Source organism: Pseudomonas sp. B8(2017) (assembly GCF_002113575.1).
GTDB classification, from domain to species: Bacteria; Pseudomonadota; Gammaproteobacteria; order Pseudomonadales; family Pseudomonadaceae; genus Aquipseudomonas; species Aquipseudomonas putida_Z.
The window spans coordinates 299,871-325,636 of record NZ_NEIO01000004.1 but is presented as its reverse complement, the minus strand read 5'-3'; the positions used below and the strand labels follow the sequence as shown (position 1 = coordinate 325,636).

The window sequence follows — 25,766 nt, the reverse complement described above, 5'->3', positions numbered from 1 at the left end:
GCTACAAGCTATATCGGTGTGACCTGTGCCGGCCTCTTCGCGGGCGTGCCCGCGAAGGGGCCGGCACATGTAACGGCAATCTCATCCACAACCGCAGCCCGCGTTTGCCATTCTGCGCCCACAAGGTACCACCCTGGCGCTGGATGGCACTGCGGGCAATGCTCAGCCCCAGGCCGAAACCGCCATCCCCGGGCCGCGAACCGTCCAGCCGCGAGAACGGTGCAAAGATCCGCTCCAGGTCTTCTTCAGCCACGCCTCCGCCTTCGTCTTCCAGCCACAACCACCAATACCCGCCTTCACGCTGCCCACCGAGGCGCACCACACCATCGGCCGGCGAATGACGAATGGCATTGCGCAACAGGTTCTCCAGCGCCTGGGCCAGGTGGTTCAGGTTGCCCTGCACCCAGCAGTCGGCCGGCACTTCGCAGCGCAGCCGCGCCAGCGACCAGCCGCTTTCATAGCTGGCATTCTCGGCCAGCAGCTCCCACAGCGCCTGCACCTCGATCGGCTCCAGGTTCATCGGCGCACGCTCGGCGTCCTGCCAGGCCAGTTGCAGGGTGTCCTCGACCAGCTGCTGCATGCAGTCCACCTCCCGCGTCAGGCGTTCACGCAGGCGCTGCAGGTCGGTTTCGCCATCGCAGGCCACCCGCAGCCGGCTGAGTGGCGTACGCATTTCGTGGGACAGGTCACGCAGCAACTGCTGCTGCATGGCTACCGTGCCCTGCAGCCGCTCGGCCATCTGGTCGAAGGCTCGGGCCAGTTCGCCCAACTCGTCATGCCGGGCGATGGTGCGTGGGTCGAGGCGAGCCGACAACTGGTCGGCGCGCCAGGCATTGGCCTGCTCGCGCAACTGGTTCAACGGCACGATCAGCATGCGGTAAAGGCCCACGCACAACAGCAGGGTGAACAGGCCGGGGATGATGCCGTTGGTGACGATGCGCCACAGCATCCGATACTGCCCGGGGTTGAAGCGCTGCGGCAGTTCGATCACCAGCAGGCCCTGCTCCGGAGCCCCCGGGAACGGTATGCGCAGCCACGGCTGCTCGACGCTGCGCCGGCTCATCGGCCAGTCGACACCGCGCAGGCGGGTCAGCCGCTGCATGATCTGCGGGTCGAGGCTGGCGCTGTCCAGCGGCCGCAGGTTGAGGTCGAGCACGCCAACCCAGCCGCGTTCGCGCTGGTGCATCGCCGCCACCCAACGGTCCAGCCCTGCCCGCCCACCACTGCGCCAGGCCTGCTCGGCCTCGGCAGCATAGCCACGCAAGGCCTGCCGCGCCGGTTCCGAGAGGAAGGCGTTCTGGGTTTCCATGTGCCGACCCCAGGTGTAGCTGAGGCCGATCATCAGCAGGCAGAAGCCCACCAGCAGGATCGTCAGCTTCCAGAACAGCGAGTGGCGGTCGAGCATGGGTCACTCCGCCTCGCTGGCGCTGAGTACGTAGCCTTTGCCCCACACGGTGCGGATCTGCCGTTCGTGATAGCCGATGCCCTTGAGCTTGCGACGGATCTGGCTGACGTGCATGTCCAGGCTGCGGTCATGCCGCGAATAGCCTCGCTGCAGCACTTGCTGGTAGAGGAACGGCTTGCTCAGCACTTCGTCGAGGTTGCGGTTGAGGATGTCGAGCAGGCGGTATTCGCTGGGAGTCAGGCCGGCCAGGCGACCCTCCAGGCGCACGTCGCACAGTGCCTCGTCGTATTGCAGTTCGCCGCTGCCGGCACGCGCCTGCGGGGCTTGATGGCGCCGCTCGAGGGCGACGCGGCGCAGGATGGCCTCGATGCGTACCTGCAGCTCGGCCATGCTGAACGGCTTGGGCAGGTAGTCGTCGGCACCGCGCTGGAAACCGCTGATGCGGTCGGCCTCGGCGCCCAGCGCCGACATCAGGATCACCGGTGTGGCGCTGCGCTTGCGCAACTGCGCGAGGGCATCCAGACCGTTGAGCCCGGGCAGCAGGATGTCCATGAGCACCACGTCGAAAGCCTGGCGCCCCGCCGTTTCCAGGCCCTCCAGGCCATTGCGGCACCAGGTCACCTGGAAGCCGCCGCGCTGCAGCTCTTCGTGCAGGTAGGCACCGAGGACCGGGTCATCCTCGATGGCGAGGATATTGGAGTTGTGAATAGCTACAGGATTCATTGGCAACTGCCATGCATTCTCAATTGCGCAATTATTGAGTATCCAGCGCCTGCCAGGCAACCGCCCTGCGACCAATGCCCCTGCAAGGGCGCAAAACACGTACTAAAGAGGTGCAATAGCGCGGCAGGCGGAGTAACTTCCCGGCTTGGCCGTCATCGCTTGACGGCGTCCAGGCACATGACAGGAGGCGAGTGTGCTCGATCGCTTGGGAATCCGCAGCCGGGTCCTGCTGCTGGCCCTGCTGCCGGCCGGCCTGATGGCCCTGGTGCTGGGTAGTTACTTCACCTGGCTGCAACAGAACGACCTGCGCACCCAGTTGCTGCAACGCGGCAAGATGATCGCCGAGCAACTGGCGCCACTGGCCGCGCCCGCCATGGCCAAGCTGGCACCGGCGCAACTTGAGCGCATTGCCGCGCAAACCCTGGAGCAGGCCGATGTGCGTGCGGTCGCCTTCCTGGCCCCGGACCGCACGCGCCTGGCCCACGCCGGCCCGAGCATGCTCAACCAGCCACCCAGCGGCGGCACCGGCACCCAGCTGCTACAGCGCAGCGGCAATGACGCCACACGCTACCTGATGCCGGTGTTCGGCCACCATCGCGACTTGGCCACCGATGCCGTGCCGGCCGAATCCGAACGCCTGCTGGGCTGGGTCGAGATCGAGCTGTCCCACGACGGCACCCTGCTGCGCGGCTACCGCAACCTGTTCACCAGCCTGCTGCTGATCCTCGCCTGCCTGGTGCTCAGCGGCCTGCTGGCACTGCGCATGAGCCGCACCATCAACGACCCGATCAAGCGCATCAAGCACGCGGTCAACCAGCTCAAGGACGGCCACCTCGAGGAACGCCTGCCGGCCATGGGCAGCCATGAGCTGGACGAGCTGGCGCGCGGCATCAACCGCATGGCCGAAACCCTGCACAACGCCCACGAAGAGCTGCAGCACAGCATCGACCAGGCCACCGAGGACGTGCGCCAGAACCTGGAAACTATCGAGATCCAGAACATCGAGCTGGACATGGCGCGCAAGGAAGCCCTGGAGGCCAGCCGCATCAAGTCGGAATTCCTGGCCAACATGAGCCACGAAATCCGCACCCCGCTCAACGGCATCCTCGGTTTCACCCACCTGCTGCAGAAAAGCGAGCTGACACCGCGCCAGCTGGACTACCTGAGCACCATCGAGAAGTCCGCCGACAACCTGCTGGGGATCATCAACGAGATCCTCGACTTCTCCAAGATCGAGGCCGGCAAGCTGGTGCTCGACAGCATCCCCTTCAACCTGCGCGACCTGATCCAGGACACCCTGACCATCCTCGCCCCGGCCGCCCACGCCAAGCAGCTGGAGCTGCTCAGCCTGATCTACCGCGATACCCCGTCGTCGCTGATCGGCGACCCGTTGCGGCTCAAGCAGATCCTGACCAACCTGGTCAGCAACGCCATCAAGTTCACCCGCGAAGGCACCATCGTCGTGCGCGCCATGCTCGAAGACGAACACGAAGACAGTGCGCAGCTGCGCATCAGCGTGCAGGACACCGGCATCGGCCTGTCGCCGCAGGATGTACGTACGCTGTTCCAGGCCTTCAGCCAGGCCGACAACTCGCTGGCCCGCCAGCCCGGCGGCACCGGCCTGGGGCTGGTGATTTCCAAACGCCTGATCGAGCAGATGGGCGGCGAGATCGGCGTCGACAGCACCCCGGGCGAGGGTTCGCAGTTCTGGATCAGCCTCAACCTGCCCAAGGCTCACGATGGTGTCGAGGAGTTGCCGCTGCAACCGCTGCTGGGCCGCCGCGCAGCCATCGTCGACGGCCACGAGCTGGCGCGCCAGGCGTTGGAACACCAGTTGGAAGACTGCGGCCTCAGCGTCAGCCTGTTCGCCTCCTACGACCAGCTGCTGCAGGGTGTGCAGGCCGCCAGCCAGGCTGGCCTGCCGTTCGAGTTCGCCGTGCTCGGGGCCAACCTTGGCAACCTGTCGCCCGAGCAGCTGGGCCATTACCACCAGCAGCTCGAGCGCTACCATTGCCAGTGCGTGGTGCTGTGCCCGACCACCGAGCAGGCGCTGTACCATCCGTACCTGCCCAACGGCCATGGCCAGTTGCTGTCCAAGCCGACCTGCACACGCAAACTGCGCCGCCTGTTGCTGGAACTGATGCAACCGCGCCGCCCGCAGGGCGAGGTGAACAGCGTCAACGGCCAGCGCCAGCCGAAGATCCTCTGCGTCGACGACAACCCCGCCAACCTGCTGCTGGTGCAGACCCTGCTCGAAGACCTGGGCGCCGAGGTGCTGGCTGTCGACAACGGCTATGCGGCGGTGCAGGCGGTGCAGGACGAGCCGTTCGACCTGGTGCTGATGGACGTGCAGATGCCCGGCATGGACGGCCGCGCCTGTACCGAGCAGATTCGCTTGTGGGAAAACACCCAAAGCGGCAACCCGCTGCCGATCGTCGCCCTCACCGCCCACGCCATGGCCAACGAGAAGCGCGCGTTGCTGCACGGTGGCATGGACGACTACCTGACCAAGCCGATCAGCGAACGGCAGCTGGCCCAGGTGGTGATGAAATGGACCGGCCTGAGCCTGGGCGCGCCACAGCAGGAACGCCTGGCCGAGCAACTGGCCAACGGTGATGACCTGAAGGTGCTGGACCCCGAGGAAGGCCTGCGCCTGGCCGCCGGCAAGGCGGACCTGGCGGCGGATATGCTGAGCATGCTGCTGACCTCGCTGGAAGCCGACCGCGAAGCCATACGCGCTGCCCGCGAGGCCGACGACCGCAACGGCCTGATCGAACAGGTGCACCGCCTGAACGGCGCCTCGCGTTATTGCGGCGTGCCGCAGTTGCGGGCCGCCTGCCAGCGCAGCGAGACCTTGCTCAAGCAGGAAAACCCGCTGGCACAGCAGGCACTGGACGAACTGGATGCGGCAATCAACCGCTTGGCGGCGCAGGCCAGATTGAGCGCCTGACCTCACCCGCCCTATCGTCGGCAAGCCAGCTCCCACAGGAAATCACTGCTCTTGAAGGCCGTGTTGTACCTGTGGGAGCTGGCTTGCCGGCGATAGGGCCGGTCCAGGTCAACACCCCTTTCAACCCGCTGGCTACAATCCCCAGACCATTGCAAAGGAAGCCCCACCATGCGCGCCCTGTTGTTCAGCAGCCAGCACTACGACCAGGAAAGCTTCACCCGTGCCGCCAGCGGCACCACCCTGGACCTGCACTTCCAGCCTGCCCGCCTGACCCTCGACACCGCTGCCCTGGCCGATGGCTACGAGGTGGTCTGCGCCTTCATCAATGACGAGCTCGACGCCCAGGTGCTGCAACGCCTGGCCGCAGGCGGCACGCGCCTGGTCGCCCTGCGTTCGGCCGGCTACAACCATGTCGACCTGGCCGCCGCCCAGCGCCTGGGCCTGACCGTAGCGCGAGTGCCGGCCTACTCGCCGCACGCCGTGGCCGAACACGCCGTGGCGCTGATCCTGGCCCTGAACCGGCGCCTGCACCGGGCCTACAACCGCACCCGCGAGGGTGACTTCACCCTGCACGGGCTGACCGGCTTCGACCTGCACGGCAAGACCGTCGGCGTGGTCGGTACCGGCCAGATCGGCACCGCCTTTGCCCGCATCATGGCCGGTTTCGGCTGCCAGTTGCTGGCCTATGACCCTTACCCCAACCCCGACCTGCTGGCCTTGGGCGCGCGCTACCTGCCATTGCCCGAGCTGCTGCGCGAAGCCCGCGTCATCAGCCTGCACTGCCCGCTGACCGAGCACACCCGGCACGTTATCAATGCACAAAGCCTGGCCCAGCTGCAGCCCGGCGCCATGCTGATCAACACCGGCCGCGGCGCGTTGGTCGACACCCCGGCGCTGATCGACGCGCTGAAGAGCGGCCAGCTAGGCTACCTGGGCCTGGACGTCTACGAAGAAGAAGCCCAGCTGTTCTTCGAAGACCGCTCCGACCTGCCGCTGCAGGACGACGTACTGGCCCGCCTGCTGACCTTCCCCAACGTGATCATCACTGCCCACCAGGCGTTCCTTACCCGCGAGGCACTGGATGCCATCGCCGCGACCACGCTGGACAACATCAACCGCTGGGCGGCAGGCAATCCACAGAATCTGGTGATGGGTTAGTGCTAGGATACGCGGCATTTCTGGAGGACCCATGGTCGAGCACGATTTCCGCTACACCCTTTTCAACCCGCAACACACCCTGATCGAGTGCCGCGCCCTGGTGCCGGGCCGCTATCAGGTCACCGGCAACGGCGGTTCGATGCACAAAGGCGACACCCTGCTGGTCACCCTCAAGGGCAGCAAGGACTTGTCCATGCGCCTGACAGTGGAGAGCGTGCGCCACCTGATCAACCCACGCGGCCAGTGGGTTGCCGTGGCCAGCGGCCCGGTGTTCAACGAGCTGGAAATCCTCACCTGGCAGGTTGCGTGCGACAGCTGCGACGCCGTGCTGGACTTCGAGTTCGCGGTGGACGCCAAGCTGGGCAAGAAAGCCCGCCAGCCTGCCGCCAGCGCGCGCGTTGCCGAGCTGGGGTGGGCCAGCCGTGGCGAAAAACACCTGTGCCCGCGTTGCCAGGAGAGCGCCGAGTGAAGAATCTGCTGACCGGCGTGCTGATTGCCACCGGCCTGCTCGGCTGCGCCGCGGAACCTTCCAAGCTGCAGCAGGAGCGCAGCTACGTGCTGGAGTGGATTGGCGAACGGCCGCTGATCGACTACAGCCACCTGACCCTGACCTTGGCCAGCGATGGCCGTGCCTATGGCAACGGCGGCTGCAACCACTGGTTTGCGCCGTACACACTGGACGGCGAGCACCTGAGCTTCGGCAAGGTCGGCAAGACCCGCAAGCTCTGCGCACCGGCGTTGATGGAGCAGGAAAAGCGCTTCCTGCAGGCGCTGGAAACAGTGCAGCGCTGGGATGTGTCGCCTATCGAGCAGATGCGTTTCTGGCCGGCCGAAGGCAAGCCGCTGCGCTTCTGGCCTGAGGAAGGCTGAATCGCTATTGCCTGTACCGGCCCTATCGCCGGCAAGCCAGCTCCCACAGGTACTGCACAGGGTTCATATGCTGTGCAGTACCTGTGGGAGCTGGCTTGCCGGCGATAGGGCCGGTATAGGCTGACTTCAGGCGCCCTTCAGTGCCTTGATCTTGGCCTGCAGCCCTTCCAGGGTCTGCTCACCCATCAGCTGTTCCCGCACCTTGCCCTTGTCATCGATGATGTAGGTCACCGGCAATGCCTCGCTACGTGGCAGGTCATAGCGCTCGGCCGGGTCCTGCGCCAATACGGTGAAAGCGATGCCCAGGGTTTCGGCAGCCTGCTTCAGCTCCTGCCCCTGCAAGCCATCGAAGTTCACCCCCACCACCTTGATACCGTCGGCCGCCCATTGCTTGGCTGCCGCGTTCAGTTCAGGGATTTCGGTACGGCACGGCCCGCACCATTCGGCCCAGTAGTTGAGCACCAGCCAGTGCCCGTCGATCTGTTCGGCCTTAACCGTATTACCGTGTTGGTCCACGCCATAATCGGCACCGCAACCACCGAGCAACAGGCTCGCGGTGATGGCCAGTACTGCTGCCAGACGCCTTGCCATGGGTCAATCCTTCTCGAGTTTTAAAGCAAATTGGTCAGTCGCTGCGGTTAGAATAGCCGCCACACCCTGCTGGATGCGACCCGACATGACCGACCTCACGCTCTATCATAACCCGCGCTGCTCGAAATCCCGCGGCGCCCTGGAACTGCTCGAAGCTCGCGGCCTGGCGCCGACCATCGTGCGCTACCTCGAGACCCCGCCCGACGCTGCCACCCTGAAGGCCCTGCTCGGCAAGCTGGGCATCGCCCCGCGCCAGCTGCTGCGTACCGGCGAGGACGAGTACAAGGAGCTGAACCTGGCCGACCCGGCGCTGACCGACGCACAACTGATCGAGGCCATGGCCCGGCACCCCAAGCTGATCGAGCGGCCGATCCTGGTCGCCGGTGACAAGGCCGTGGTCGGCCGACCGCCCGAGAAAGTACTGGAGATCCTGCCGTGAGCCAGCCCTACATCCTGGTGCTGTATTACAGCCGCCATGGTTCGACCAGCGAGATGGCCCGGCACATCGCCCGCGGCATCGAACTGGCCGGCATGGAAGCGCGCCTGCGCACGGTGCCGGCGATTTCCACCGAGTGCGAAGCAGTGGCCCCGGACATCCCGGCCAGTGGCGCGCTGTACGCCACCCTGGACGACCTGCGCCACTGCGCCGGCCTGGTACTGGGCAGCCCGACCCGCTTCGGCAACATGGCAGCGCCGCTCAAGTACTTCCTGGATGGCACCAGCAGCCTGTGGCTGGGCGGTGAACTGGTCGGCAAGCCGGCGGGCGTGTTCACCTCAACCGCCAGCCTGCATGGCGGGCAGGAAACCACTTTGCTGTCGATGATGCTGCCACTGATGCACCACGGCATGCTGGTAATGGGCCTGCCGTACAGCGAATCGGCACTGCTCGAGACCCGCGGCGGCGGCACCCCGTATGGCGCCAGCCATCATGCTGGCGCCGACGGCAAGCGCGAGCTCGACCAGCACGAGATAACCCTGTGCCGCGCCCTTGGCCAACGCCTGGCGACCACCGCCAAGGCCCTGGAGGCCGCACGTGGCTAAGAAGCCCAAGGTATTGCCGGCGCTGGAATGGCTGGCACCGCGCCTGCGCCTGACGCGGGCGTTGAGCCTGGCGTTCTTCTTCGGCCTGATTGCCCTGCTGCTGGTGAACAACCTGTGGTTCGCCAACCTGCACGGGGCGCGAGTCGAGGTGATCCTGGCGATCGAACTGGTGCCGTTGCTGCTGTTGCTGCCGGGCATGCTGACGGGCAGCGCCCGGGCACATGCCTGGACCTGCTTCGTGGTGAATATCTATTTCATCAAGGGCGTGCTGGCGGCGTTCGACCCGGCGCGGGCGGTATTTGGCTGGGTAGAAGTGCTGGTGAGCCTGGGGCTGTTCATTGCCGGGCTGCTGTATGTGCGCTGGAAGTTCCAGCACGAGCGGCGCATGGCCGGCGAAGGCAGTTGATATCCGGGGGCCGCTTTGCGGCCCAATCGCCGGCAAGCCAGCTCCCACAGTACAGCGCAAGGCTTGAGACCTGTGCTGTACCTGTGGGAGCTGGCTTGCCGGCGATTGGGCTGCAAAGCAGCCCCAAAATCTCAATGGTTGACGGTATGCGCCAGCATCACCGACAACTGGCACAGCGGCCGCCCACTCTCGGCATGCCACTGGTTGAACGCCTGCTGCACCAAGGCCAGGTCCCGCTGGCTGGTCGGCGGTTTGTCGATCACCTTCTGCGCAATCAACGCCGCAGCCATGTCATCGGTAGGGATGAACGTATCCTTGCCGACCATGCGCAAGAAACGCGGTGCCGACAACCCGCCCAGCTGGTTGCCGTGCTTGGCCAGGTACTTCCACAAACCGACGATGTCGGTCACCGGCCAGTCGGCGATGAAGGCGCCGAAACTGCCCTTCTCCTTGGCCACGTCAAGAACCATCTGCGCATTGCGCGGCACGCTCTTGAGCTTGCCCAGGTGGCGGATGATGCGCTCGTCGTGCATCAGCCGCTCGAGGTGCTCGGCGCCCATCAATACCACCTTCTCCGGGTCGAAGCCGAAGAACACCTGCTCGAACGCCGGCCACTTGGCATCCACCAGGCTGTGCTTGAGCCCGGCGCGGAACACGCGCAGGGCCAAGGTCGACAGGTAGCGGTCGTCGCTGATATCACGCAGTTGTGCGGGTGTGCGCGGCTGCGGCAGGAAGGCCTCCAGGGCCTGGGCCGAGCCGAAGCGGTTCAGGCAGTACTCGTGCAACCACTGGTAATCGCGCATGGGCTCAGATGTTCAGCACGTCAAGGAAACGCGGGGTGGCGTTTTCGTCGATCTTCAGGCTGGTGAAGTCGAACAGGTTGCGGTCAGCCAGCTGCGACGGCGCCACGTTCTGCAGGGCGCGGAAGATGCTTTCGGTACGCCCCGGGTGCTTGCGCTCCCACTCCACCAGCATGTCCTTGACCACCTGGCGCTGCAGGTTTTCCTGCGAACCGCACAGGTTGCACGGGATGATCGGGAATTCCTTCATGTCCGAGTAGGCCTGGATATCCTTCTCGCTGCAGTAGGCCAGCGGGCGGATCACCACGTTGCGGCCATCGTCGGCGCGCAGCTTCGGCGGCATGCCTTTGAGCGCGCCGTTGAAGAACATGTTGAGGAAGAAGGTTTCGACGATATCGTCGCGGTGGTGCCCCAGCGCCATCTTGGTCGCGCCGATTTCGTCGGCGAAGGTGTACAGGGTGCCACGGCGCAGGCGCGAGCACAGCGAGCAGGTGGTCTTGCCCTCGGGGACCAGCTCCTTGACCACCGAGTAGGTGTCCTTCTCGACGATGTGGTACTCGACACCCAGTTCCTTGAGGTAGGCCGGCAGCACATGCTCGGGGAAACCCGGCTGCTTCTGGTCCATGTTCACCGCGACAATCTCGAACTTGATCGGTGCCACCTTCTGCAGGTGCAACAGAACGTCGAGCATGGTGTAGCTGTCCTTGCCGCCGGACAGGCAGACCATGACCTTGTCGCCATCCTCGATCATGTTGTAGTCGGTGATGGCTTCGCCGGCGAGACGACGCAGGCGTTTTTGCAGTTTGTTCTGGTTGACCGAGAGGGTGCCCATAGCGCTTGGATCCGCGAGGTGTGACAAAAGCCGGCTATTTTACGCACAAACGCGGCGGCGCTGTAGGCATTCCGATAAAGACTTCATTGTAATCAACAGCGCGCCTTACAGCGCAATTTGCTCTAAAAAGCTCGGTTTATGCGGGTAACGGCTTCCTATACTGCGACATAAGGCCACATTACCGCTTGCTTCGGTGTTCGGGCCTCGGGCCGCTTGCGCTCCATCTGGGGGGCGTTTGGCAACATTGAGAGGAGTGATCGGCATGATTCATCACGTTGTGGGGCTGTTTACCCATCCCGACCAGGAATGGCGGGAAATTCGTGGCGAAGAAGAAACCATCAGCCACATGTACCTGACGCACACCCTGATCCTGGCTGCGATCCCCGCCATTTCGGCGTTCATCGGTACCACCCAGGTCGGCTGGGTGATCGGCGACCGGCCAGCGGTGATGCTGACCATGGAAAGCGCCATCTGGATGAGCATCATGTCGTACCTGGCGATGCTTGCCGGGGTGGCGGTAATGGGGGCGTTCATCCACTGGATGGCCCGCACCTACGATGCCAACCCGTCCATGGCACAGTGCATCGCCTTTGCCACCTACACCGCCACCCCGTTGTTCATCGGCGGCCTGGCGGCACTGTACCCGCACCTGTGGCTGGGCATGCTGATTGGCACCGCCGCCATCTGCTACACGGTGTACCTGCTGTACGTCGGTTTGCCGACGTTCATGAACATACCGTCCGACGAAGGCTTCCTGTTCTCCAGCTCGGTGCTGGCGGTGGGCCTTGTGGTACTGGTGGCGATCATGGCCGCCACGGTGATCATCTGGGGACTGGGCGTGGGGCCCGTCTACACCAACTAGAACAGACTCGACCAACACTGGGGCATCAACCTGAGGCCGCCGCAAGGCGGCCTCTGGCTGTGCGCTGACCGGTGGCTCGGCAGGCTGCCCGGGGTTGCGGCATAATGCCCGGTCAGGAGAACCACCCCGCCATGCCCGAGCTGCTCAGACAACGCGTCGAAACCTGTTACCAGCAAGCTGAAACCTTCTTCAAACGCCCCTTCCCGCGCCCGGAAGTCAGCTTCAAGCTGCGCGGGCAAAAAGCAGGTGTCGCCCACCTGCACGAGAACCTGCTGCGCTTCAACCTGCAGCTTTACCGCGAAAACCAGGAAGACTTCCTGCGCCAGACCGTGGCCCATGAAGTGGCGCACCTGGTGGCCCACCAGCTGTTCGGCGACCGCATCCAGGCCCATGGCGAGGAGTGGCAGCTGATCATGCGCGGGGTGTATGAACTGCCGCCCAACCGTTGCCACAACTACGAAGTGCAACGGCGCGTGGTGACCCGCTACATCTACCGCTGCCCGTGCCCGCAAAGCGACTTCCCGTTTACCGCGCAGCGGCACAAGCTGGTGCGCCAGGGGCGGCGCTACCTGTGCAAGCGGTGTCGGGAGATATTGGTGTATAGCGGCGAGACGCGCGTGGAATAGATTGGGTTTACCTGCACTGGCCTCATCGCCGGCAAGCCAGCTCCCACAGGTTCGGCACAGGTTTCAAATGTTGTGGGATTCCTGTGGGAGCTGGCTTGCCGGCGATAGGGCCGGAACAGGCGATACATGAATCACAGGCACAAGAAAGGCGACCCAAGGGTCGCCTTCTTTGCATCAGCCTGCGCCTTACTTCTCGACGAAGGCACGCTCGATCAGGTAATCACCCGGCTCGCGCATGCGCGGGGAGATCTTCAGGCCGAAGCTGTCCAGCACTTCGCTGGTCTCGTCGAGCATGCTCGGGCTGCCGCAGATCATCGCGCGGTCGTCCTGCGGGTTGATCGGTGGCAGGCCGATGTCGCTGAACAGCTTGCCGCTGCGCATCAGGTCGGTCAGGCGGCCCTGATTCTCGAACGGTTCACGGGTCACGGTCGGGTAGTAGATCAGCTTGTCGCGAACCGACTCACCGAAGAATTCGTTCTGCGGCAGGTGCTCGGTGATGAACTCGCGGTAGGCCACTTCGTTCACATAGCGCACGCCGTGCACCAGGATCACTTTCTCGAAGCGCTCGTAGGTTTCCGGGTCCTGGATGACACTCATGAACGGTGCCAGGCCAGTGCCGGTGCTCAGCAAGTACAGGTGCTTGCCCGGGTTCAGGTCGTCGAGCACCAGGGTACCGGTAGGCTTCTTGCTGATGATGATCTCGTCGCCTTCCTTCAGGTGCTGCAGCTGCGAGGTCAGCGGACCGTCCGGCACCTTGATGCTGAAGAACTCCAGGTGCTCTTCCCAGTTCGGCGAAGCGATGGAATAGGCGCGCATGAGCGGACGGCCGCTTTCTTGTTGCAGGCCGATCATCACGAACTGACCGTTCTCGAAGCGCAGGCCCGGGTCGCGGGTGCACTTGAAGCTGAACAGGGTGTCGTTCCAGTGGTGCACACTGAGGACACGTTCGTGGTTCATGTTGCTCATTTAATGGGGCTCCTGAAGAAAGACGCGGCGCGCGCAAGACGCGCAGTTGCGCGATAGTTTAGGGGCAGCGACAATATCTGTTAACTGGATTATCAAGATATGTGTTATCGGTTATATCGATATGCGATTTACACTTCGTCAGCTGCAAGTCTTCGTTGCCGTGGCCCAGCACCAGAGCGTTTCGCGCGCCGCCAGTGTGCTGGCCCTGTCGCAGTCGGCCGCCAGCACCTCGATCACCGAGCTTGAGCGCCAGTCCAGCTGCCAGCTGTTCGACCGCGCCGGCAAGCGCCTGAGCCTCAACGCCCTGGGCCAGCAACTGTTGCCGCAGGCCGTGGCCCTGCTCGACCAGGCCAAGGAAATCGAAGACCTGCTCAACGGCAAGTCCGGTTTCGGCTCGCTGGCGGTCGGCGCCACGCTGACCATCGGCAACTACCTGGCCACCCTGCTGATCGGCAGCTTCATGCAGGTGCACCCGGAAAGCCAGGTGAAGCTGCATGTGCAGAACACTGCGCATATCGTGCAACAGGTGGCGCATTACGAAATTGATCTGGGTCTGATCGAAGGCGATTGCAACCACCCGGACCTGGAAGTGCAGCCCTGGGTCGAGGACGAGCTGGTGGTGTTCTGCGCGCCGCAGCACCCGCTGGCCAAGCTGGGCCGCGCCGATGTACAGACCTTGTCCCAGGAAGCGTGGATCCTGCGCGAACAGGGCTCGGGCACGCGCCTGACCTTCGACCAGGCCATGCGCCACCACCGCACCAACCTCAACATCCGCCTGGAGCTGGAACACACCGAAGCGATCAAGCGCGCGGTGGAGTCGGGCCTGGGCATCGGCTGCATCTCGCGCCTGGCCCTGCGTGACGCCTTCCGCCGCGGCAGCCTGGTAGCGGTAGAAACCCCGGAGCTGGACCTGATGCGCCAGTTCTACTTCATCTGGCACAAACAGAAGTACCAGACCTCGGCCATGCGCGAATTTCTCGAACTGTGCCGCAACTTCACTGCGGGCTTCACCCGCAGTGACGAGATCGTGTTGCCACCGATCGCTTAAAGCAGGATCACACCCCACACCAGCGCCACCATGGTCAGTGCCACCAGTTGCGCGGCGCTGCCCATGTCCTTGGCGTTTTTCGACAGCGGGTGGCGCTCCAGCGAAATGCGGTCGATGGCTGCTTCCACCGCCGAATTGAACAGTTCGACGATCAAGCCCAACAGGCACACGGCGATCATGATCGCCCGCTCCGCACGGCTGACCGGCAGCCAGAAGGCGATCGGGACTAGCAGCACGTTGAGCAGCACCAGCTGGCGGAACGCGGCCTCGCCCTTGAAGGCGGCGCGCAGGCCGTCCAGCGAATAGCCGGCGGCGTTGAGGATACGTTTGAGGCCGGTCTGGCCCTTGAATGGCGATGTCATGTGAGTCACTTCACAACGGAAAGGCCAGCAGACTAGACCGGCACGGGTCAAAAAAGCGTGAAGCCACGCGCACTCAGCTGCTGGCAACCGATTCAAGTTGTTGCAGCAACAACGCCGCCTGGGTACGGGTACGCACACCCAGCTTGCGGAAGATCGCAGTCACGTGGGCCTTGATGGTCGCTTCCGACACGTTCAGCTCATAGGCGATCTGCTTGTTCAGCAAGCCTTCGCAGACCATGGTCAGCACGCGGAACTGCTGCGGCGTGAGGCTGGCAAGGCCTTCGCTGGCGGCCTTGGCCTCGGCCGAGACATCGACCTTTTCGAACGCCTGCGGCGGCCACCAGACCTCGCCGTCGAGCACCTTGCGCACCGCATCCTGGATCACTTCCAGGGTACTGGACTTGGGAATGAAGCCACTGGCGCCAAACTCGCGGGACTTGACCACCACTGCGGCCTCTTCCTGCGCCGATACCATCACCACGGGGATCTGCGGGTATTGCCCGCGCAACAGCACCAGCCCGGAAAAACCGTAGGCACCCGGCATGTTCAAGTCCAGCAACACCAGGTCCCAGTCGGCTTTTTCGCTCAGACGGGTTTCCAGTTCGGCAATGCTGGCGACTTCAACCAGGCGTACATCCGGGCCCAGGCCGAGGGTAACGGCCTGGCGCAAGGCGCCACGGAACAGCGGGTGGTCATCGGCAATCAGGATTTCGTAAGTGGCCATCGATCTGGGGATCCTGTTCTGTGTCGGGCACTCGGGTAAGGGTCATTATGAACCAAAGCAGGGGTTGTGCCCCTTGGACTATAGGAAGGTATGCAAACGCTGGTGGGTATCGTCCTGCTCGTCCAGCGGCAGGCGCCGCTTGCCGCTCAGGTAATGCAGGCTGAACACATCCAGGTAGGCGTCCAGCGCCTGCGAGGCCTGGGTATCGCCGGCCAGGTCCAGGCACATGGCGGCGACTTCCGCGGTGCAGAAGTGATCGTCGCGCTTGGAGCGGCGCAGGCGGTAGCGGGACATCTGCTCGGCCTGCAGGCTCAACACCGGGAAGCGGTCAAGGTACGGGCTTTTGCGGAACATCTTGCGCGCTTCGGTCCAGGTGGCATCCAGCAGGATGAACAGCGGGCGCTTGCCCGGCTCGCGCACTACCTCGCTGACCACCCGCTCCTGGGCAACGAATTCACCGGGGAAGACGATGTAAGGCTGCCAATGCGGATCGCCCAGCAACGCCAGCAAGCGTTCGTCAACCGAAGTACGCAGCCAGCCGAAGGCCGAGGTGTCCTCGATCAGGTCGGCGATCAGCCAGCCGGTATTGGTGGGCTTCAGCGGCTCGGTGTCATGCATCAGCAGGCACACGCCGGACTCGGCCTGCACCCGCGGCTTCCAGGCGCACAGGCAATGAGTGGCGATGACCCGGCAATCGGGGCAGCGCTCGGCACGCGAACCACGGGCGATGAAGGGCTTGTTGCTGCGGGCCAGGCGTTCGGCGCGCAGGCGCGCTACCGCATGGCTCATGCCGGCAGGCCTCTGGACAGGTTGGGAATGAACACAAGGATGACTCGGAAAAAACTAAGGGCGCCAGTCTACCAGAACAGGGGGCAATTGCTGTGCAGGTGGCGGCGCGATCCTTATAATCGCTGTTTTTACCGTACCCCCAGCCGCGCCTGCGCGCTTCTGGGGCTGCTGCGCAGCCCATCGCCGGCAAGCCAGCTCCCACCTCGACCGCATTGCACAAGGCCATGTGCAATCCCTGTGGGAGCTGGCTTGCCGGCGATGGGCCGCACTGCGGCCCCAATTGCAGCCACCGTGCGGTTTTCACGGAACGCCGTCGACCCGCGCATGTCAAAGCGCCAGTCATCGAACCAGGAGAGATTCATGCTGCGCCGTATCGTCCCCGCCCTGAGCCTGTTGCTCGCCCTGCCCCTGGCAGCCCAGGCGGCTTCCAAGCAGGAATACGACCTGAACAACACGCTGCAGAAGGTTGCCAAAGAGAGCAGTGTCGGCACCCCGCGAGCCATCAACGAGGACATCCTCGACCAGGGTTACACCGTGGAAGGCAAGGCACTGGTCAACCACCTGAGCGTGCGCCAGGAGCATGCCGAGCGCATGCAGGCCAACCCCGAACAGGTACGTAGCCAGCTGGGTGACAGCGTCTGCCGCAACAGCGGTTTCCGCAACCTGATGTCGAAAGGCGCGGTCATGGTCTACCGCTTCACGGTCTACAAGACCAACCAGCCGATCATGGACCAGGCGTTCGACAATGCCAGCTGCGTGGCCGGCAACAAGAAGAAGTAACCAACACTCCGATCGCTACGCCTTCTCGTCTTCACGGGCGCGCCAGCGCCCTTCAGCGGCATCGGCGCGCATCTCTGCCAGCAGTGCCTGCAGGTAGCGTGACTGGCATTCCAGCCCCGACAGCCTGCGCCGGCACTCGGCTTCCAGGCTCAGGTGATGCACCTGGGCCGCATTCTCCAGCTGCTGGTAAAGCTGCCGGTCCACTTCGATGATCAAGCGATGCATACCGCCACCTCCTGCATCGACACGTTTCGCTTTACCCAGTTAACCAAACCCGCATCCCCCGTGGCTGCATGCCGACGGGCGGCTGTGCCGAACACCCCCGGCACAATTGAGCGCAAGGGTCTAGATTGAGGTCAGAGGTATTGGTGCAGAAGGAGACGTTGCATGCCTTACCAATCGAGTGAACTGCTGTTCAGCCACTTCCGCGACAACAACATCGACCTGAGCAACATCGACGCACAACTGCAACTGGTGGCACCGAACAGCCCCAACCTGCCGCTGTACCGCGACATGATGCTGACCATCCTGCGCATGGCCCATGACGACACCGACCGCTGGAGCGCCAAGATCACCCTGCAAGCCCTGCGCGAACTGGACCATTCGTTCCGCACCCTGGAACGCTACAAGGGCCGGCGCAAGGTGACCGTGTTCGGCTCGGCGCGCACTCCGCTGGAGCACCCCATGTACGCCCTGGCCCGCGAGCTGGGCGCAACCCTGGCGCGCTCCGACCTGATGGTCATCACCGGTGCTGGCGGCGGCATCATGGCAGCTGCCCACGAAGGCGCCGGCAGCGACCACAGCCTGGGGTTCAACATCACCCTGCCCTTCGAACAACACGCCAACCCCACGGTGGACGGCACCGACAAGCTGCTGCCGTTCCACTTCTTCTTCATCCGCAAGCTGTTCTTCGTCAAGGAGGCCGATGCCCTAGTGCTGTGCCCGGGTGGTTTCGGCACTTTGGATGAAGCACTGGAGGTGCTGACCCTGATCCAGACCGGCAAGAGCCCGCTGGTACCGGTGGTGCTGCTGGATTCGCCAGGTGGCAGCTTCTGGCGCGACTGCCTGGACTTCATCAGCCGCCAACTGGAGGAAAACCGCTACATCCTGCCCAGCGACCTGAAACTGCTGCGCCTGGTGCACAGCGCTGACGAGGCAGTGGAAGAAATCAACCAGTTCTACAGCAACTACCACTCCAGCCGCTGGCTGAAGAGCCAGTTCGTGATACGCATGCATCACCCGCTCAGCGAGGCGGCGCTGTATGACATCCAGGAAGGCTTTGCCGACTTGCGCCTGAGTGGCAAGTATCACCAGCAACCTGACAGCAGTGCCGAGCACGAAGTGGGCAACTTCAGCCACCTGACCCGTTTGTCATTTGCCTTCAATGGCCGGGACCAGGGCAGGCTGCGCGAGCTGGTGGACTTCATCAACCTGCCGGAGAACTGGGCCAAGCCGCAGCCCATGCATACCACGCAGCGGGCCAGGGAGGCGTTGAAGGTCAGTTGATTGTCGAACAAGTTTCCAAAGCGCGCCGCGCAACCTGTGGGAGCGGCGTTGCCGGTACTCGCGGGTAAACTCTAATGCCGGTCAGATAACGTTTGCCGGCTGGATTGGGGCTGTTTTGCAGCCCTTCGCGGGCTTGCCCGCTCCCACAGGGACCGCGCATTTTCTGAACCTTGCACCAAACCTGTGGGAGCGGGCAAGCCCGCGAAGGGCCGCAAAGCGGCCCCAGTCCTCAGTAGTCGTCGATATCCCGCCCACTGAGCAGGCGGCCGATCATGTCCATGGGGAAACCCCGGTAAGCCAGAAACCGGGTCTGCTGGGCACGGCTGCGGGGATCTTGCGGGCGCTGACCAGCAAACTTGCGCTGCCATACGTCACGCATGCGCTCGCCCCAGTCCACCTCGCTCTCGCGTAGCGCCTGCTCGATATCAGCACGCGCCAAACCGCGCTGGCCTAGCTCTTCGCGAATACGCGCAGGGCCGTAGCCGGAGCTGGAACGGTATCGGATGAAACTTTCGAGGTAACGGGCTTCGCTAAGCAGCCCTTCTTCGGCGAGCCGGTCGAGTTCAGGCTCGATCAGCTCGTCCGAAGCGCCGCGCTGACGCAACTTGCGCGTCAGCTCGACGCGACCATGCTCACGTCGCGCGAGCAGGTCCATGGCTGTCCGCCGAATGGCGACGGGGGTGTCGAGTACGGCGGACATGTTCGGCTATCTACCGCGCAATCAATAACCGGCGTCAGCGTCGGCCATGTCATCGGCATCGGCTTCGGCAGCAGCAGCCTTACCAGCAGCCGCAACAGCACCAGAGGTCAGCAGCTTCTCGCGAATCTGCTTCTCGATCTCGGCACCAATAGCCGGGTTCTCAGCCAGGTACTTGGCAGCGTTTGCCTTGCCTTGACCGATCTTGTTGCCCTGGTAGGCGTACCAGGCACCGGACTTCTCGACCAGGCCTTGGGAAACACCCAGGTCAATGATCTCGCCGTTACGGTAGATACCCTTGCCGTAGAGGATCTGGAACTCGGCCTGACGGAATGGCGGCGAAACCTTGTTCTTGACGATCTTGACGCGGGTTTCGCTACCGACCACCTCGTCGCCTTCCTTGACCGCGCCGGTACGGCGGATATCCAGACGCACCGAGGCGTAGAACTTCAGGGCGTTACCACCGGTGGTGGTTTCCGGGCTGCCGAACATCACGCCAATCTTCATACGGATCTGGTTGATGAAGATGACCAGGCAGTTGGCGTTCTTGATGTTACCGGTGATCTTGCGCAGCGCCTGGGACATCAGGCGCGCCTGCAGGCCCACGTGCATGTCGCCCATCTCGCCTTCGATCTCGGCCTTCGGTACCAGAGCAGCCACGGAGTCGACGATGATCACGTCAACAGCGTTGGAACGCACCAGCATGTCGGTGATTTCCAGGGCCTGTTCGCCGGTGTCAGGCTGCGAAACCAGCAGGTCGTCGACGTTGACGCCCAGCTTGCCGGCGTACTCGGGGTCGAGGGCGTGTTCGGCATCGACGAAGGCGCAGGTGGCGCCGTTTTTCTGGGCTTCGGCGATGACCGACAGGGTCAGCGTGGTCTTACCCGACGATTCCGGGCCGTAGATCTCGACGATACGGCCTTTTGGCAGGCCGCCGATGCCCAGGGCAATGTCCAGGCCCAGTGAGCCGGTGGAGATGGCAGGGATAGCCTGGCGCTCGTGGTCGCCCATGCGCATGACGGCGCCCTTGCCGAATTGGCGTTCGATCTGACCCAGGGCCGCAGCCAAGGCGCGCTTCTTGTTGTCGTCCATTGAAATCCTCACGTGTTCGACTTGGCCCTGACGGCCGGAATACCTGTATAAGTAGCCAGTATTATTCCACAGGCAAGCGCCCGCGCAAACCCCTGTCGTCGATTTACTCGGCACCAAGCTGTAACAAGCCGTCTAACGCGGCGATCACCGTCTGTCGGCGCACCGCCTCGCGGTCGCCGTCAAACTGGCGCCGCTCGCTGAACACATGGTTGCCGTCGCCCCAGGCCAGCCACACGGTGCCCACCGGTTTGGCCGGCGAACCACCGTCCGGCCCGGCCACGCCGCTCACCGCCACGGCAAAGCGCGCGCCGCTGGCGGCCTGGGCGCCGCGGACCATCGCTTCGACCACTTCCTGGCTGACCGCGCCAACCTGGCCGAACAACGCCGCGGGCACTCCCAGTTGACGGGTTTTCTGGGTGTTGGAATAGGTCACGTACCCAGCCTCGAACCAGGCCGAGCTGCCGGGCACGCGGGTGATGGCCTCGGCGATGCCGCCACCGGTGCAGGATTCGGCGGTGGTCACCTGCGCGTTGAAGCGGCGCAGGTGTTCACCCAGGCGGGTGGCAAGTGTGGTGATCGGGTCCATGTCGGGCTCCTTGGAGGCAGGCTTCTACCCTAGCATCTTGGTGAGGTGGGATGGGCGCCCGCTTCGGTCTCGCACATCACTTGTTCCAGGCCGCTACCGGCCACGGCAGCGGCGCCGGGCGGAATATCGCAGGTACAGCCTGCCGGGTAGCCGTGTTAACCTATGCGGCTTGAAAATCCGGTGGGTCTCGGCGTCGCGCATGCAACACAGAACGCCCCAATTTGCCCCACAAATATTGAGACCTACTTTCTAAGCCCTTGATGAATAAAGCAATTTCCGATTTCTCCGCACACACCCCGATGATGCAGCAGTACTGGAAGCTGAAGAACCAGCACCCGGACCAGCTGATGTTCTACCGCATGGGCGACTTCTACGAGATCTTCTACGAAGATGCGAAAAAAGCCGCAAAACTGCTGGACATCACCCTGACCGCGCGCGGTCAGTCGGCCGGCCAGTCCATCCCCATGTGCGGGATTCCGTTCCATTCGCTGGAAGGCTACCTGGCCAAGCTGGTCAAGCTCGGCGAATCGGTGGTGATCTGCGAGCAGATTGGCGACCCCGCCACCAGCAAGGGCCCGGTGGAACGCCAGGTGGTGCGCATCATCACCCCGGGTACGGTCAGTGACGAAGCCCTGCTCGACGAGCGTCGCGACAACCTGATTGCCGCGCTGCTCGGTGACGAGCGCCTGTTCGGCCTGGCCGTACTGGACATCACCAGTGGCAACTTCAGCGTGCAGGAGATCAAGGGCTGGGAAAACCTGCTGGCCGAGCTCGAGCGCCTGAACCCGGTCGAGCTGCTGATCCCCGACGACTGGCCGCGAGACTTGCCTGCAGAGAAACGCCCGGGCGCCCGTCGCCGTGCGCCATGGGACTTCGACCGCGACTCGGCGCGCAAGGCCCTGTGCCAGCAGTTCGCGACCAAGGACCTCAAGGGCTTTGGCTGCGACAAGCTGACCCTGGCCATCGGCGCCGCCGGTTGCCTGCTGATCTATGCCAAGGAAACCCAGCGCACCGCCCTGCCGCACCTGCGCAGCCTGCGCCACGAACGCCTGGACGACACGGTCATCCTCGACGGCGCCAGCCGCCGCAACCTGGAGCTGGACATCAACCTGGCCGGCGGCCGTGACAACACCCTGCAGTCGGTGATCGACCGCTGCCAGACCGCCATGGCCAGCCGATTGCTGAGCCGCTGGTTGAACCGCCCGTTGCGCGACCTCAAGGTGCTGCAGGCACGCCAGGATTCGATCCGCTGCCTGCTCGACGGCTACCGCTTCGAGAAGCTGCAGCCGCAGCTCAAGGAAATCGGCGATATCGAGCGGATTCTCGCCCGTATCGGCCTGCGCAACGCCCGCCCACGCGACCTGGCTCGCCTGCGCGATGCCCTGGGCGCGCTGCCCGAGCTGCAGAACGCCATGGCCGAGCTTGAGGCGCCGCACCTGGCACGCCTGGCCGCCATTACCGGCACCTACCCCGAACTGGCCAGCCTGCTGGAGCGGGCGATCATCGACAACCCGCCGGCGGTGATCCGCGATGGCGGCGTGCTCAAGGCCGGTTATGACAACGAACTGGACGAGCTGCTGGCGATCAGCGAGAACGCCGGCCAGTTCCTGATCGACCTGGAAGCCCGGGAAAAGGCCCGCACCGGCCTGGCCAACCTCAAGGTCGGCTACAACCGGGTGCATGGCTACTTCATCGAGCTGCCGACCAAGCAGGCCGAGCAGGCCCCGGGCGACTACATCCGCCGCCAGACCCTGAAAGGCGCCGAGCGCTTCATCACCCCGGAGCTGAAGGCGTTCGAGGACAAGGCCCTGTCGGCCAAGAGCCGCGCCCTGGCCCGCGAAAAGATGCTCTACGACGCCCTGCTGGAAACCTTGATCAGCCACCTGGCACCGCTGCAGGACAGCGCCGCCGCCCTGGCCGAACTGGACGTGCTCAGCAACCTGGCCGAACGTGCACTGAACCTGGACCTGAACTGCCCGCGCTTCGTCGACGAGCCGTGCCTGCGCATCGAGCAGGGCCGCCACCCTGTGGTGGAACAGGTATTGACCACGCCGTTCGTGGCCAACGACCTGGGCCTGGACAACAGCACACGCATGCTGATCATCACCGGCCCGAACATGGGCGGTAAGTCCACCTACATGCGCCAGACCGCCCTGATCGTGCTGCTGGCGCATATCGGCAGCTTCGTGCCGGCAGCCAGCTGCGAGCTGTCGCTGGTCGACCGCATCTTCACCCGCATCGGCTCCAGCGACGACCTGGCCGGCGGCCGCTCGACCTTCATGGTCGAGATGAGCGAAACCGCCAACATCCTGCACAACGCCACCGACCGCAGCCTGGTGCTGATGGACGAAGTGGGCCGTGGCACCAGTACCTTCGACGGCCTGTCGCTGGCCTGGGCCGCCGCCGAGCGCCTGGCCCAGCTGCGTGCCTACACGCTGTTCGCCACGCACTACTTCGAGCTCACCGTGCTGCCGGAAAGCGAGCCGCTGGTGGCCAACGTGCACCTGAACGCCACCGAGCACAACGAACGCATCGTGTTCCTGCACCACGTGCTGCCTGGCCCTGCCAGCCAGAGCTACGGCCTGGCCGTGGCGCAGCTGGCCGGCGTGCCGACGGCCGTCATCCAGCGTGCCCGTGAACACCTGGCAAGGCTGGAAACCACCAGCCTGGCGCATGAACAGCCCCCGGCCCAAAAGGCCAAGGACGTGCCACAGGTCCCGCACCAGAGCGACCTGTTCGCCAGCCTGCCACACCCGGCCATCGAGAAGCTGGGCAAGCTGCAGCTGGACGACATGACCCCGCGTCAAGCTATCGAAATGCTATATCAACTAAAGAACCTGTTATAACGGCGCCCACTACAAGCTGGTAGAATCCGCCGCGGTTTGCTGGTGCTGCAGGTTATTAGCCTGGCCTGCAGCCACATGCCCGCAAACCGCGCGGCCCTGAGAGGAAGGGCCGCCGCCGTCGCCTGAGGAGAGAATTAGAAATGACCTTCGTCGTCACCGACAACTGCATCAAATGCAAATACACCGACTGCGTGGAAGTCTGCCCGGTGGACTGCTTCTACGAAGGCCCGAACTTCCTGGTCATCCACCCGGACGAGTGCATCGACTGCGCCCTGTGCGAGCCGGAATGCCCAGCGCAAGCCATCTTCTCGGAAGACGAAGTGCCTGCGGGCATGGAGAACTTCATCGAGCTGAACGCCGAACTGGCGGAAATCTGGCCGAACATCACCGAGCGTAAGGACGCCCTGCCGGACGCTGAAGAGTGGGATGGCAAGACTGGCAAGATTGCAGACCTGGAGCGCTGATAGCGTCCGGACACGAAAAAGGCCCCTTGGGGCCTTTTTTTGTTTTCTGCGGGCAAAAAAAAGGGGCGGTTTGACCCGCCCACATTTTTTCCGTAGTCCCTGCTTGTCCCAAACATCATCCTGATGAAATCGCCTCTTGCGACGTCCCTGGCTTTCCTCCTGAAAGCCTGTGCATGTCCCTGTGCACAGTTCGAATACTAGCGACTTGAGCCGGGCGGGCAACCGCTAAACCTCACAGGGTGTTGCAGGTGACACATTTCCTCACAGCTGAATAAGCCAGGTTTTTCAATGAGTTGGGAAAACGCAGGATCTGGATACGACAATGATTTACTGAAGCGTACATAGAAGGCTTACAAAACAAGTAAGCAAAGGCTTACACGCGATGTTACTGGGGTAGCGCAGTACATAATGTCTTGGGGCTGCTTTGCAGCCCTTTCGCGACACAAGGCCGCTCCCACAGGATAGTGGTGCATCCAAAGGCGATGAAATACCTGTGGGAGCGGCCTTGTGTCGCGAAAGGGGCGCAAAGCGCCCCCGGCAATTCTGAATGGGCACCTCTGATCGAAACATACAAAAACGCCCCGAAATCATCGGGGCGCTTTGTATTGCAGGCTTCCGCTACTGGAACAACGACTCACTGGACAGGCCGTTCTTCTCGAGGATCTCACGCAAACGCTTGAGCCCCTCGACCTGGATCTGCCGCACCCGCTCACGGGTCAGGCCAATCTCCAGGCCGACATCTTCCAGCGTACTGCTTTCATGCCCGCGCAGGCCAAAGCGGCGCACCACCACTTCACGCTGCTTGTCGGTCAACTCGCCCAGCCATTGGTCGATGCTCTGCGACAGATCGTCATCCTGCAGCAGTTCGCACGGGTCGGTCGGGCGGTCGTCGGTCAGGGTATCGAGCAGGGTCTTGTCTGAGTCCGGGCCGAGCGACACGTCCACCGAAGACACCCGCTCGTTCAGGCCCAGCATGCGCTTGACCTCGGCGACCGGTTTCTCCAGCAGCGTGGCGATTTCTTCTGGCGAGGGTTCGTGGTCCAGTTTCTGGGTCAGCTCGCGCGCAGCGCGCAGGTAGACGTTCAGTTCCTTGACCACGTGGATCGGCAGGCGAATGGTGCGGGTCTGGTTCATGATCGCCCGCTCTATGGTCTGGCGAATCCACCAGGTCGCATAGGTCGAGAACCGGAAACCACGCTCCGGGTCGAACTTCTCGACGGCACGGATCAGCCCCAGGTTGCCCTCCTCGATCAGGTCGAGCAGCGACAGGCCGCGGTTCACGTAACGACGGGCAATTTTTACAACCAGGCGCAGGTTGCTTTCGATCATGCGCTTGCGGCCGGCAGGGTCGCCCTTTTGCGACAGGCGCGCAAAATGCACTTCCTCTTCCGGCGAAAGCAGAGGCGAGAATCCGATCTCGTTGAGATACAACTGGGTGGCATCGAGCGCCCGGCTGTAATCGATATACTTGTGTTGCTTGAGCGAAGAGCCCGACTTGGCCCTCGTCCGAACCGAAGATACAGCAGGTTCGTCTGACACCACATCCGTTTCCAAAACGATACCCGTCTCCATCAGAAGCAGGTCATCGTCGATGTCAAACTCCGGCACTTCTTTACTGAGAGCCATTGTTATAGTCCTTTGC

28 protein-coding genes are annotated in these 25,766 nt (G+C 63.6%); 14 read left to right on the top strand and 14 right to left on the bottom strand.

Annotation, left to right across the window (positions count from 1 at the left end; all coding sequences use genetic code 11):
• Position 1 precedes the first annotated feature (1 nt).
• The gene (locus CAG22_RS09550; RefSeq protein ID WP_085705356.1) at positions 2 to 1,405 is read right to left on the bottom strand and encodes a sensor histidine kinase; all 1,404 of its coding nucleotides are present in this window, start codon (positions 1,403 to 1,405) and stop codon (positions 2 to 4) included.
• A 3-nt stretch (positions 1,406 to 1,408) separates the two neighbouring features.
• Positions 1,409 to 2,128 carry a response regulator transcription factor gene (locus tag CAG22_RS09545; RefSeq protein WP_025338009.1) on the bottom strand — a complete coding sequence of 240 codons (720 nt, stop codon included), beginning with the start codon at positions 2,126 to 2,128 and terminating at the stop codon, positions 1,409 to 1,411.
• Between the two features lie 193 nt (positions 2,129 to 2,321).
• On the opposite strand from CAG22_RS09545, the gene CAG22_RS09540 reads away from it, so the two are divergent.
• From CAG22_RS09540 to CAG22_RS09525, 4 genes are all read left to right on the top strand, one after another.
• On the top strand, positions 2,322 to 5,078 hold the full coding sequence (locus tag CAG22_RS09540) for a response regulator (RefSeq protein ID WP_085705354.1): 2,757 nt from the start codon (positions 2,322 to 2,324) through the stop codon (positions 5,076 to 5,078).
• Positions 5,079 to 5,246: 168 nt separating this feature from the next.
• Positions 5,247 to 6,236, top strand: a complete 990-nt coding sequence (locus tag CAG22_RS09535; protein WP_085593194.1) for a 2-hydroxyacid dehydrogenase — start codon at positions 5,247 to 5,249, stop codon at positions 6,234 to 6,236.
• 31 nt (positions 6,237 to 6,267) lie between these two features.
• Positions 6,268 to 6,705 carry a hypothetical protein gene (locus CAG22_RS09530; RefSeq protein ID WP_004375491.1) on the top strand — a complete coding sequence of 146 codons (438 nt, stop codon included), beginning with the start codon at positions 6,268 to 6,270 and terminating at the stop codon, positions 6,703 to 6,705.
• A complete protein-coding gene (locus CAG22_RS09525; protein ID WP_004375489.1) occupies positions 6,702 to 7,106 on the top strand; it encodes an META domain-containing protein in 405 nt (134 codons plus the stop codon). The genes CAG22_RS09530 and CAG22_RS09525 overlap by 4 nt, the downstream gene beginning before the upstream one ends.
• Before the next feature lie 126 nt (positions 7,107 to 7,232).
• On the opposite strand, the gene CAG22_RS09520 is transcribed toward CAG22_RS09525, so the two are convergent.
• Complete coding sequence (locus CAG22_RS09520; RefSeq protein ID WP_015269224.1) at positions 7,233 to 7,697, bottom strand: TlpA disulfide reductase family protein; 465 nt, start codon at positions 7,695 to 7,697, stop codon at positions 7,233 to 7,235.
• 85 nt (positions 7,698 to 7,782) lie between these two features.
• Between CAG22_RS09520 and arsC the strand changes: the two genes are divergently transcribed.
• From arsC to CAG22_RS09505, 3 genes are read left to right on the top strand one after another with little or no spacing between them, the layout of a single operon-like run.
• Positions 7,783 to 8,136 (top strand): arsenate reductase (glutaredoxin), encoded by a 354-nt coding sequence (gene arsC, locus CAG22_RS09515; protein WP_061551299.1) that lies wholly within the window; start codon positions 7,783 to 7,785, stop codon positions 8,134 to 8,136.
• Positions 8,133 to 8,738, top strand: coding sequence for an NAD(P)H:quinone oxidoreductase (gene wrbA, locus CAG22_RS09510; RefSeq protein ID WP_085593198.1), 606 nt, complete (start codon positions 8,133 to 8,135; stop codon positions 8,736 to 8,738). The genes arsC and wrbA overlap by 4 nt, the downstream gene beginning before the upstream one ends.
• Positions 8,731 to 9,144, top strand: a complete 414-nt coding sequence (locus CAG22_RS09505) for a DUF2069 domain-containing protein (RefSeq protein ID WP_085593200.1) — start codon at positions 8,731 to 8,733, stop codon at positions 9,142 to 9,144. The genes wrbA and CAG22_RS09505 overlap by 8 nt, the downstream gene beginning before the upstream one ends.
• 131 nt (positions 9,145 to 9,275) lie before the next feature.
• On the opposite strand, the gene CAG22_RS09500 is transcribed toward CAG22_RS09505, so the two are convergent.
• Together CAG22_RS09500 and ttcA are read right to left on the bottom strand one after the other, a co-directional pair.
• Positions 9,276 to 9,947: a DNA-3-methyladenine glycosylase I gene (locus CAG22_RS09500; RefSeq protein WP_054573186.1), complete on the bottom strand. Its 672-nt coding sequence runs from the start codon at positions 9,945 to 9,947 to the stop codon at positions 9,276 to 9,278.
• Between the two features lie 4 nt (positions 9,948 to 9,951).
• Positions 9,952 to 10,776 (bottom strand): tRNA 2-thiocytidine(32) synthetase TtcA, encoded by an 825-nt coding sequence (ttcA, locus tag CAG22_RS09495; RefSeq protein ID WP_012270926.1) that lies wholly within the window; start codon positions 10,774 to 10,776, stop codon positions 9,952 to 9,954.
• A 262-nt stretch (positions 10,777 to 11,038) separates the two neighbouring features.
• Between ttcA and CAG22_RS09490 the strand changes: the two genes are divergently transcribed.
• Positions 11,039 to 11,638 carry a Yip1 family protein gene (locus tag CAG22_RS09490; RefSeq protein ID WP_012270925.1) on the top strand — a complete coding sequence of 200 codons (600 nt, stop codon included), beginning with the start codon at positions 11,039 to 11,041 and terminating at the stop codon, positions 11,636 to 11,638.
• Positions 11,639 to 11,769: 131 nt separating this feature from the next.
• On the top strand, positions 11,770 to 12,264 hold the full coding sequence (locus CAG22_RS09485; protein ID WP_025338002.1) for a SprT family zinc-dependent metalloprotease: 495 nt from the start codon (positions 11,770 to 11,772) through the stop codon (positions 12,262 to 12,264).
• Positions 12,265 to 12,450: 186 nt separating this feature from the next.
• Here CAG22_RS09485 and fpr read toward each other — a convergent pair whose 3' ends face one another.
• Positions 12,451 to 13,230: a ferredoxin-NADP reductase gene (fpr, locus tag CAG22_RS09480; RefSeq protein ID WP_004375483.1), complete on the bottom strand. Its 780-nt coding sequence runs from the start codon at positions 13,228 to 13,230 to the stop codon at positions 12,451 to 12,453.
• 121 nt (positions 13,231 to 13,351) lie between these two features.
• Between fpr and finR the strand changes: the two genes are divergently transcribed.
• A complete protein-coding gene (gene finR / locus CAG22_RS09475; protein ID WP_004375481.1) occupies positions 13,352 to 14,278 on the top strand; it encodes a LysR family transcriptional regulator FinR in 927 nt (308 codons plus the stop codon).
• On the opposite strand, the gene CAG22_RS09470 is transcribed toward finR, so the two are convergent.
• The 3 genes from CAG22_RS09470 to CAG22_RS09460 form a co-directional block, all read right to left on the bottom strand.
• The gene (locus tag CAG22_RS09470; RefSeq protein ID WP_015269218.1) at positions 14,275 to 14,640 is read right to left on the bottom strand and encodes a diacylglycerol kinase; all 366 of its coding nucleotides are present in this window, start codon (positions 14,638 to 14,640) and stop codon (positions 14,275 to 14,277) included. The genes finR and CAG22_RS09470 overlap by 4 nt on opposite strands.
• Positions 14,641 to 14,713: 73 nt before the next feature.
• A complete protein-coding gene (erdR, locus tag CAG22_RS09465; protein WP_025338000.1) occupies positions 14,714 to 15,364 on the bottom strand; it encodes a response regulator transcription factor ErdR in 651 nt (216 codons plus the stop codon).
• 78 nt (positions 15,365 to 15,442) lie between these two features.
• Complete coding sequence (locus tag CAG22_RS09460; RefSeq protein ID WP_075043997.1) at positions 15,443 to 16,153, bottom strand: tRNA-uridine aminocarboxypropyltransferase; 711 nt, start codon at positions 16,151 to 16,153, stop codon at positions 15,443 to 15,445.
• A gap of 360 nt (positions 16,154 to 16,513) precedes the next feature.
• On the opposite strand from CAG22_RS09460, the gene CAG22_RS09455 reads away from it, so the two are divergent.
• Positions 16,514 to 16,933 (top strand): quorum-sensing-regulated virulence factor family protein, encoded by a 420-nt coding sequence (locus tag CAG22_RS09455; RefSeq protein ID WP_075043996.1) that lies wholly within the window; start codon positions 16,514 to 16,516, stop codon positions 16,931 to 16,933.
• A gap of 15 nt (positions 16,934 to 16,948) precedes the next feature.
• On the opposite strand, the gene CAG22_RS09450 is transcribed toward CAG22_RS09455, so the two are convergent.
• Positions 16,949 to 17,158 (bottom strand): hypothetical protein, encoded by a 210-nt coding sequence (locus CAG22_RS09450; protein ID WP_025337998.1) that lies wholly within the window; start codon positions 17,156 to 17,158, stop codon positions 16,949 to 16,951.
• A 162-nt stretch (positions 17,159 to 17,320) separates the two neighbouring features.
• On the opposite strand from CAG22_RS09450, the gene CAG22_RS09445 reads away from it, so the two are divergent.
• Positions 17,321 to 18,439 carry an LOG family protein gene (locus CAG22_RS09445; protein WP_025337997.1) on the top strand — a complete coding sequence of 373 codons (1,119 nt, stop codon included), beginning with the start codon at positions 17,321 to 17,323 and terminating at the stop codon, positions 18,437 to 18,439.
• A gap of 229 nt (positions 18,440 to 18,668) precedes the next feature.
• On the opposite strand, the gene recX is transcribed toward CAG22_RS09445, so the two are convergent.
• The 3 genes from recX to CAG22_RS09430 form a co-directional block, all read right to left on the bottom strand.
• The gene (gene recX / locus CAG22_RS09440) at positions 18,669 to 19,139 is read right to left on the bottom strand and encodes a recombination regulator RecX (RefSeq protein ID WP_085619270.1); all 471 of its coding nucleotides are present in this window, start codon (positions 19,137 to 19,139) and stop codon (positions 18,669 to 18,671) included.
• A gap of 21 nt (positions 19,140 to 19,160) precedes the next feature.
• Positions 19,161 to 20,228: a recombinase RecA gene (gene recA / locus CAG22_RS09435; protein ID WP_015269214.1), complete on the bottom strand. Its 1,068-nt coding sequence runs from the start codon at positions 20,226 to 20,228 to the stop codon at positions 19,161 to 19,163.
• A 103-nt stretch (positions 20,229 to 20,331) separates the two neighbouring features.
• The gene (locus tag CAG22_RS09430) at positions 20,332 to 20,814 is read right to left on the bottom strand and encodes a CinA family protein (RefSeq protein ID WP_025337995.1); all 483 of its coding nucleotides are present in this window, start codon (positions 20,812 to 20,814) and stop codon (positions 20,332 to 20,334) included.
• Between the two features lie 272 nt (positions 20,815 to 21,086).
• Between CAG22_RS09430 and mutS the strand changes: the two genes are divergently transcribed.
• Together mutS and fdxA are read left to right on the top strand one after the other, a co-directional pair.
• On the top strand, positions 21,087 to 23,660 hold the full coding sequence (gene mutS, locus CAG22_RS09425) for a DNA mismatch repair protein MutS (protein WP_166674221.1): 2,574 nt from the start codon (positions 21,087 to 21,089) through the stop codon (positions 23,658 to 23,660).
• Between the two features lie 140 nt (positions 23,661 to 23,800).
• Entirely contained in the window at positions 23,801 to 24,124 is a 324-nt protein-coding gene (fdxA, locus tag CAG22_RS09420) for a ferredoxin FdxA (RefSeq protein WP_004375459.1), read from the top strand.
• A 618-nt stretch (positions 24,125 to 24,742) separates the two neighbouring features.
• On the opposite strand, the gene rpoS is transcribed toward fdxA, so the two are convergent.
• Complete coding sequence (gene rpoS / locus CAG22_RS09415; protein ID WP_013971277.1) at positions 24,743 to 25,750, bottom strand: RNA polymerase sigma factor RpoS; 1,008 nt, start codon at positions 25,748 to 25,750, stop codon at positions 24,743 to 24,745.
• Positions 25,751 to 25,766: the final 16 nt, after the last annotated feature.

Excerpts from the sequence above, each read along its gene's own strand:
- CAG22_RS09550 (WP_085705356.1), bottom strand. The coding sequence starts at position 1,405 with ATGCTCGACCGCCACTCGCTGTTCTGGAAGCTGACGATCCTGCTGGTG.
- CAG22_RS09490 (WP_012270925.1), top strand. The coding sequence starts at position 11,039 with ATGATTCATCACGTTGTGGGGCTGTTTACCCATCCCGACCAGGAATGG.
- CAG22_RS09485 (WP_025338002.1), top strand. The coding sequence starts at position 11,770 with ATGCCCGAGCTGCTCAGACAACGCGTCGAAACCTGTTACCAGCAAGCT.
- erdR (WP_025338000.1), bottom strand. The coding sequence starts at position 15,364 with ATGGCCACTTACGAAATCCTGATTGCCGATGACCACCCGCTGTTCCGT.
- rpoS (WP_013971277.1), bottom strand. The coding sequence starts at position 25,750 with ATGGCTCTCAGTAAAGAAGTGCCGGAGTTTGACATCGACGATGACCTG.
- CAG22_RS09545 (WP_025338009.1), bottom strand. The coding sequence starts at position 2,128 with ATGAATCCTGTAGCTATTCACAACTCCAATATCCTCGCCATCGAGGAT.
- CAG22_RS09535 (WP_085593194.1), top strand. The coding sequence starts at position 5,247 with ATGCGCGCCCTGTTGTTCAGCAGCCAGCACTACGACCAGGAAAGCTTC.
- CAG22_RS09470 (WP_015269218.1), bottom strand. The coding sequence starts at position 14,640 with ATGACATCGCCATTCAAGGGCCAGACCGGCCTCAAACGTATCCTCAAC.
- fdxA (WP_004375459.1), top strand. The coding sequence starts at position 23,801 with ATGACCTTCGTCGTCACCGACAACTGCATCAAATGCAAATACACCGAC.
- CAG22_RS09430 (WP_025337995.1), bottom strand. The coding sequence starts at position 20,814 with ATGGACCCGATCACCACACTTGCCACCCGCCTGGGTGAACACCTGCGC.
- recA (WP_015269214.1), bottom strand. The coding sequence starts at position 20,228 with ATGGACGACAACAAGAAGCGCGCCTTGGCTGCGGCCCTGGGTCAGATC.
- ttcA (WP_012270926.1), bottom strand. The coding sequence starts at position 10,776 with ATGGGCACCCTCTCGGTCAACCAGAACAAACTGCAAAAACGCCTGCGT.
- CAG22_RS09455 (WP_075043996.1), top strand. The coding sequence starts at position 16,514 with ATGCTGCGCCGTATCGTCCCCGCCCTGAGCCTGTTGCTCGCCCTGCCC.
- finR (WP_004375481.1), top strand. The coding sequence starts at position 13,352 with ATGCGATTTACACTTCGTCAGCTGCAAGTCTTCGTTGCCGTGGCCCAG.
- CAG22_RS09445 (WP_025337997.1), top strand. The coding sequence starts at position 17,321 with ATGCCTTACCAATCGAGTGAACTGCTGTTCAGCCACTTCCGCGACAAC.
- CAG22_RS09450 (WP_025337998.1), bottom strand. The coding sequence starts at position 17,158 with ATGCATCGCTTGATCATCGAAGTGGACCGGCAGCTTTACCAGCAGCTG.
- arsC (WP_061551299.1), top strand. The coding sequence starts at position 7,783 with ATGACCGACCTCACGCTCTATCATAACCCGCGCTGCTCGAAATCCCGC.
- CAG22_RS09500 (WP_054573186.1), bottom strand. The coding sequence starts at position 9,947 with ATGCGCGATTACCAGTGGTTGCACGAGTACTGCCTGAACCGCTTCGGC.
- recX (WP_085619270.1), bottom strand. The coding sequence starts at position 19,139 with ATGTCCGCCGTACTCGACACCCCCGTCGCCATTCGGCGGACAGCCATG.
- CAG22_RS09520 (WP_015269224.1), bottom strand. The coding sequence starts at position 7,697 with ATGGCAAGGCGTCTGGCAGCAGTACTGGCCATCACCGCGAGCCTGTTG.
- CAG22_RS09530 (WP_004375491.1), top strand. The coding sequence starts at position 6,268 with ATGGTCGAGCACGATTTCCGCTACACCCTTTTCAACCCGCAACACACC.
- CAG22_RS09460 (WP_075043997.1), bottom strand. The coding sequence starts at position 16,153 with ATGAGCCATGCGGTAGCGCGCCTGCGCGCCGAACGCCTGGCCCGCAGC.
- fpr (WP_004375483.1), bottom strand. The coding sequence starts at position 13,230 with ATGAGCAACATGAACCACGAACGTGTCCTCAGTGTGCACCACTGGAAC.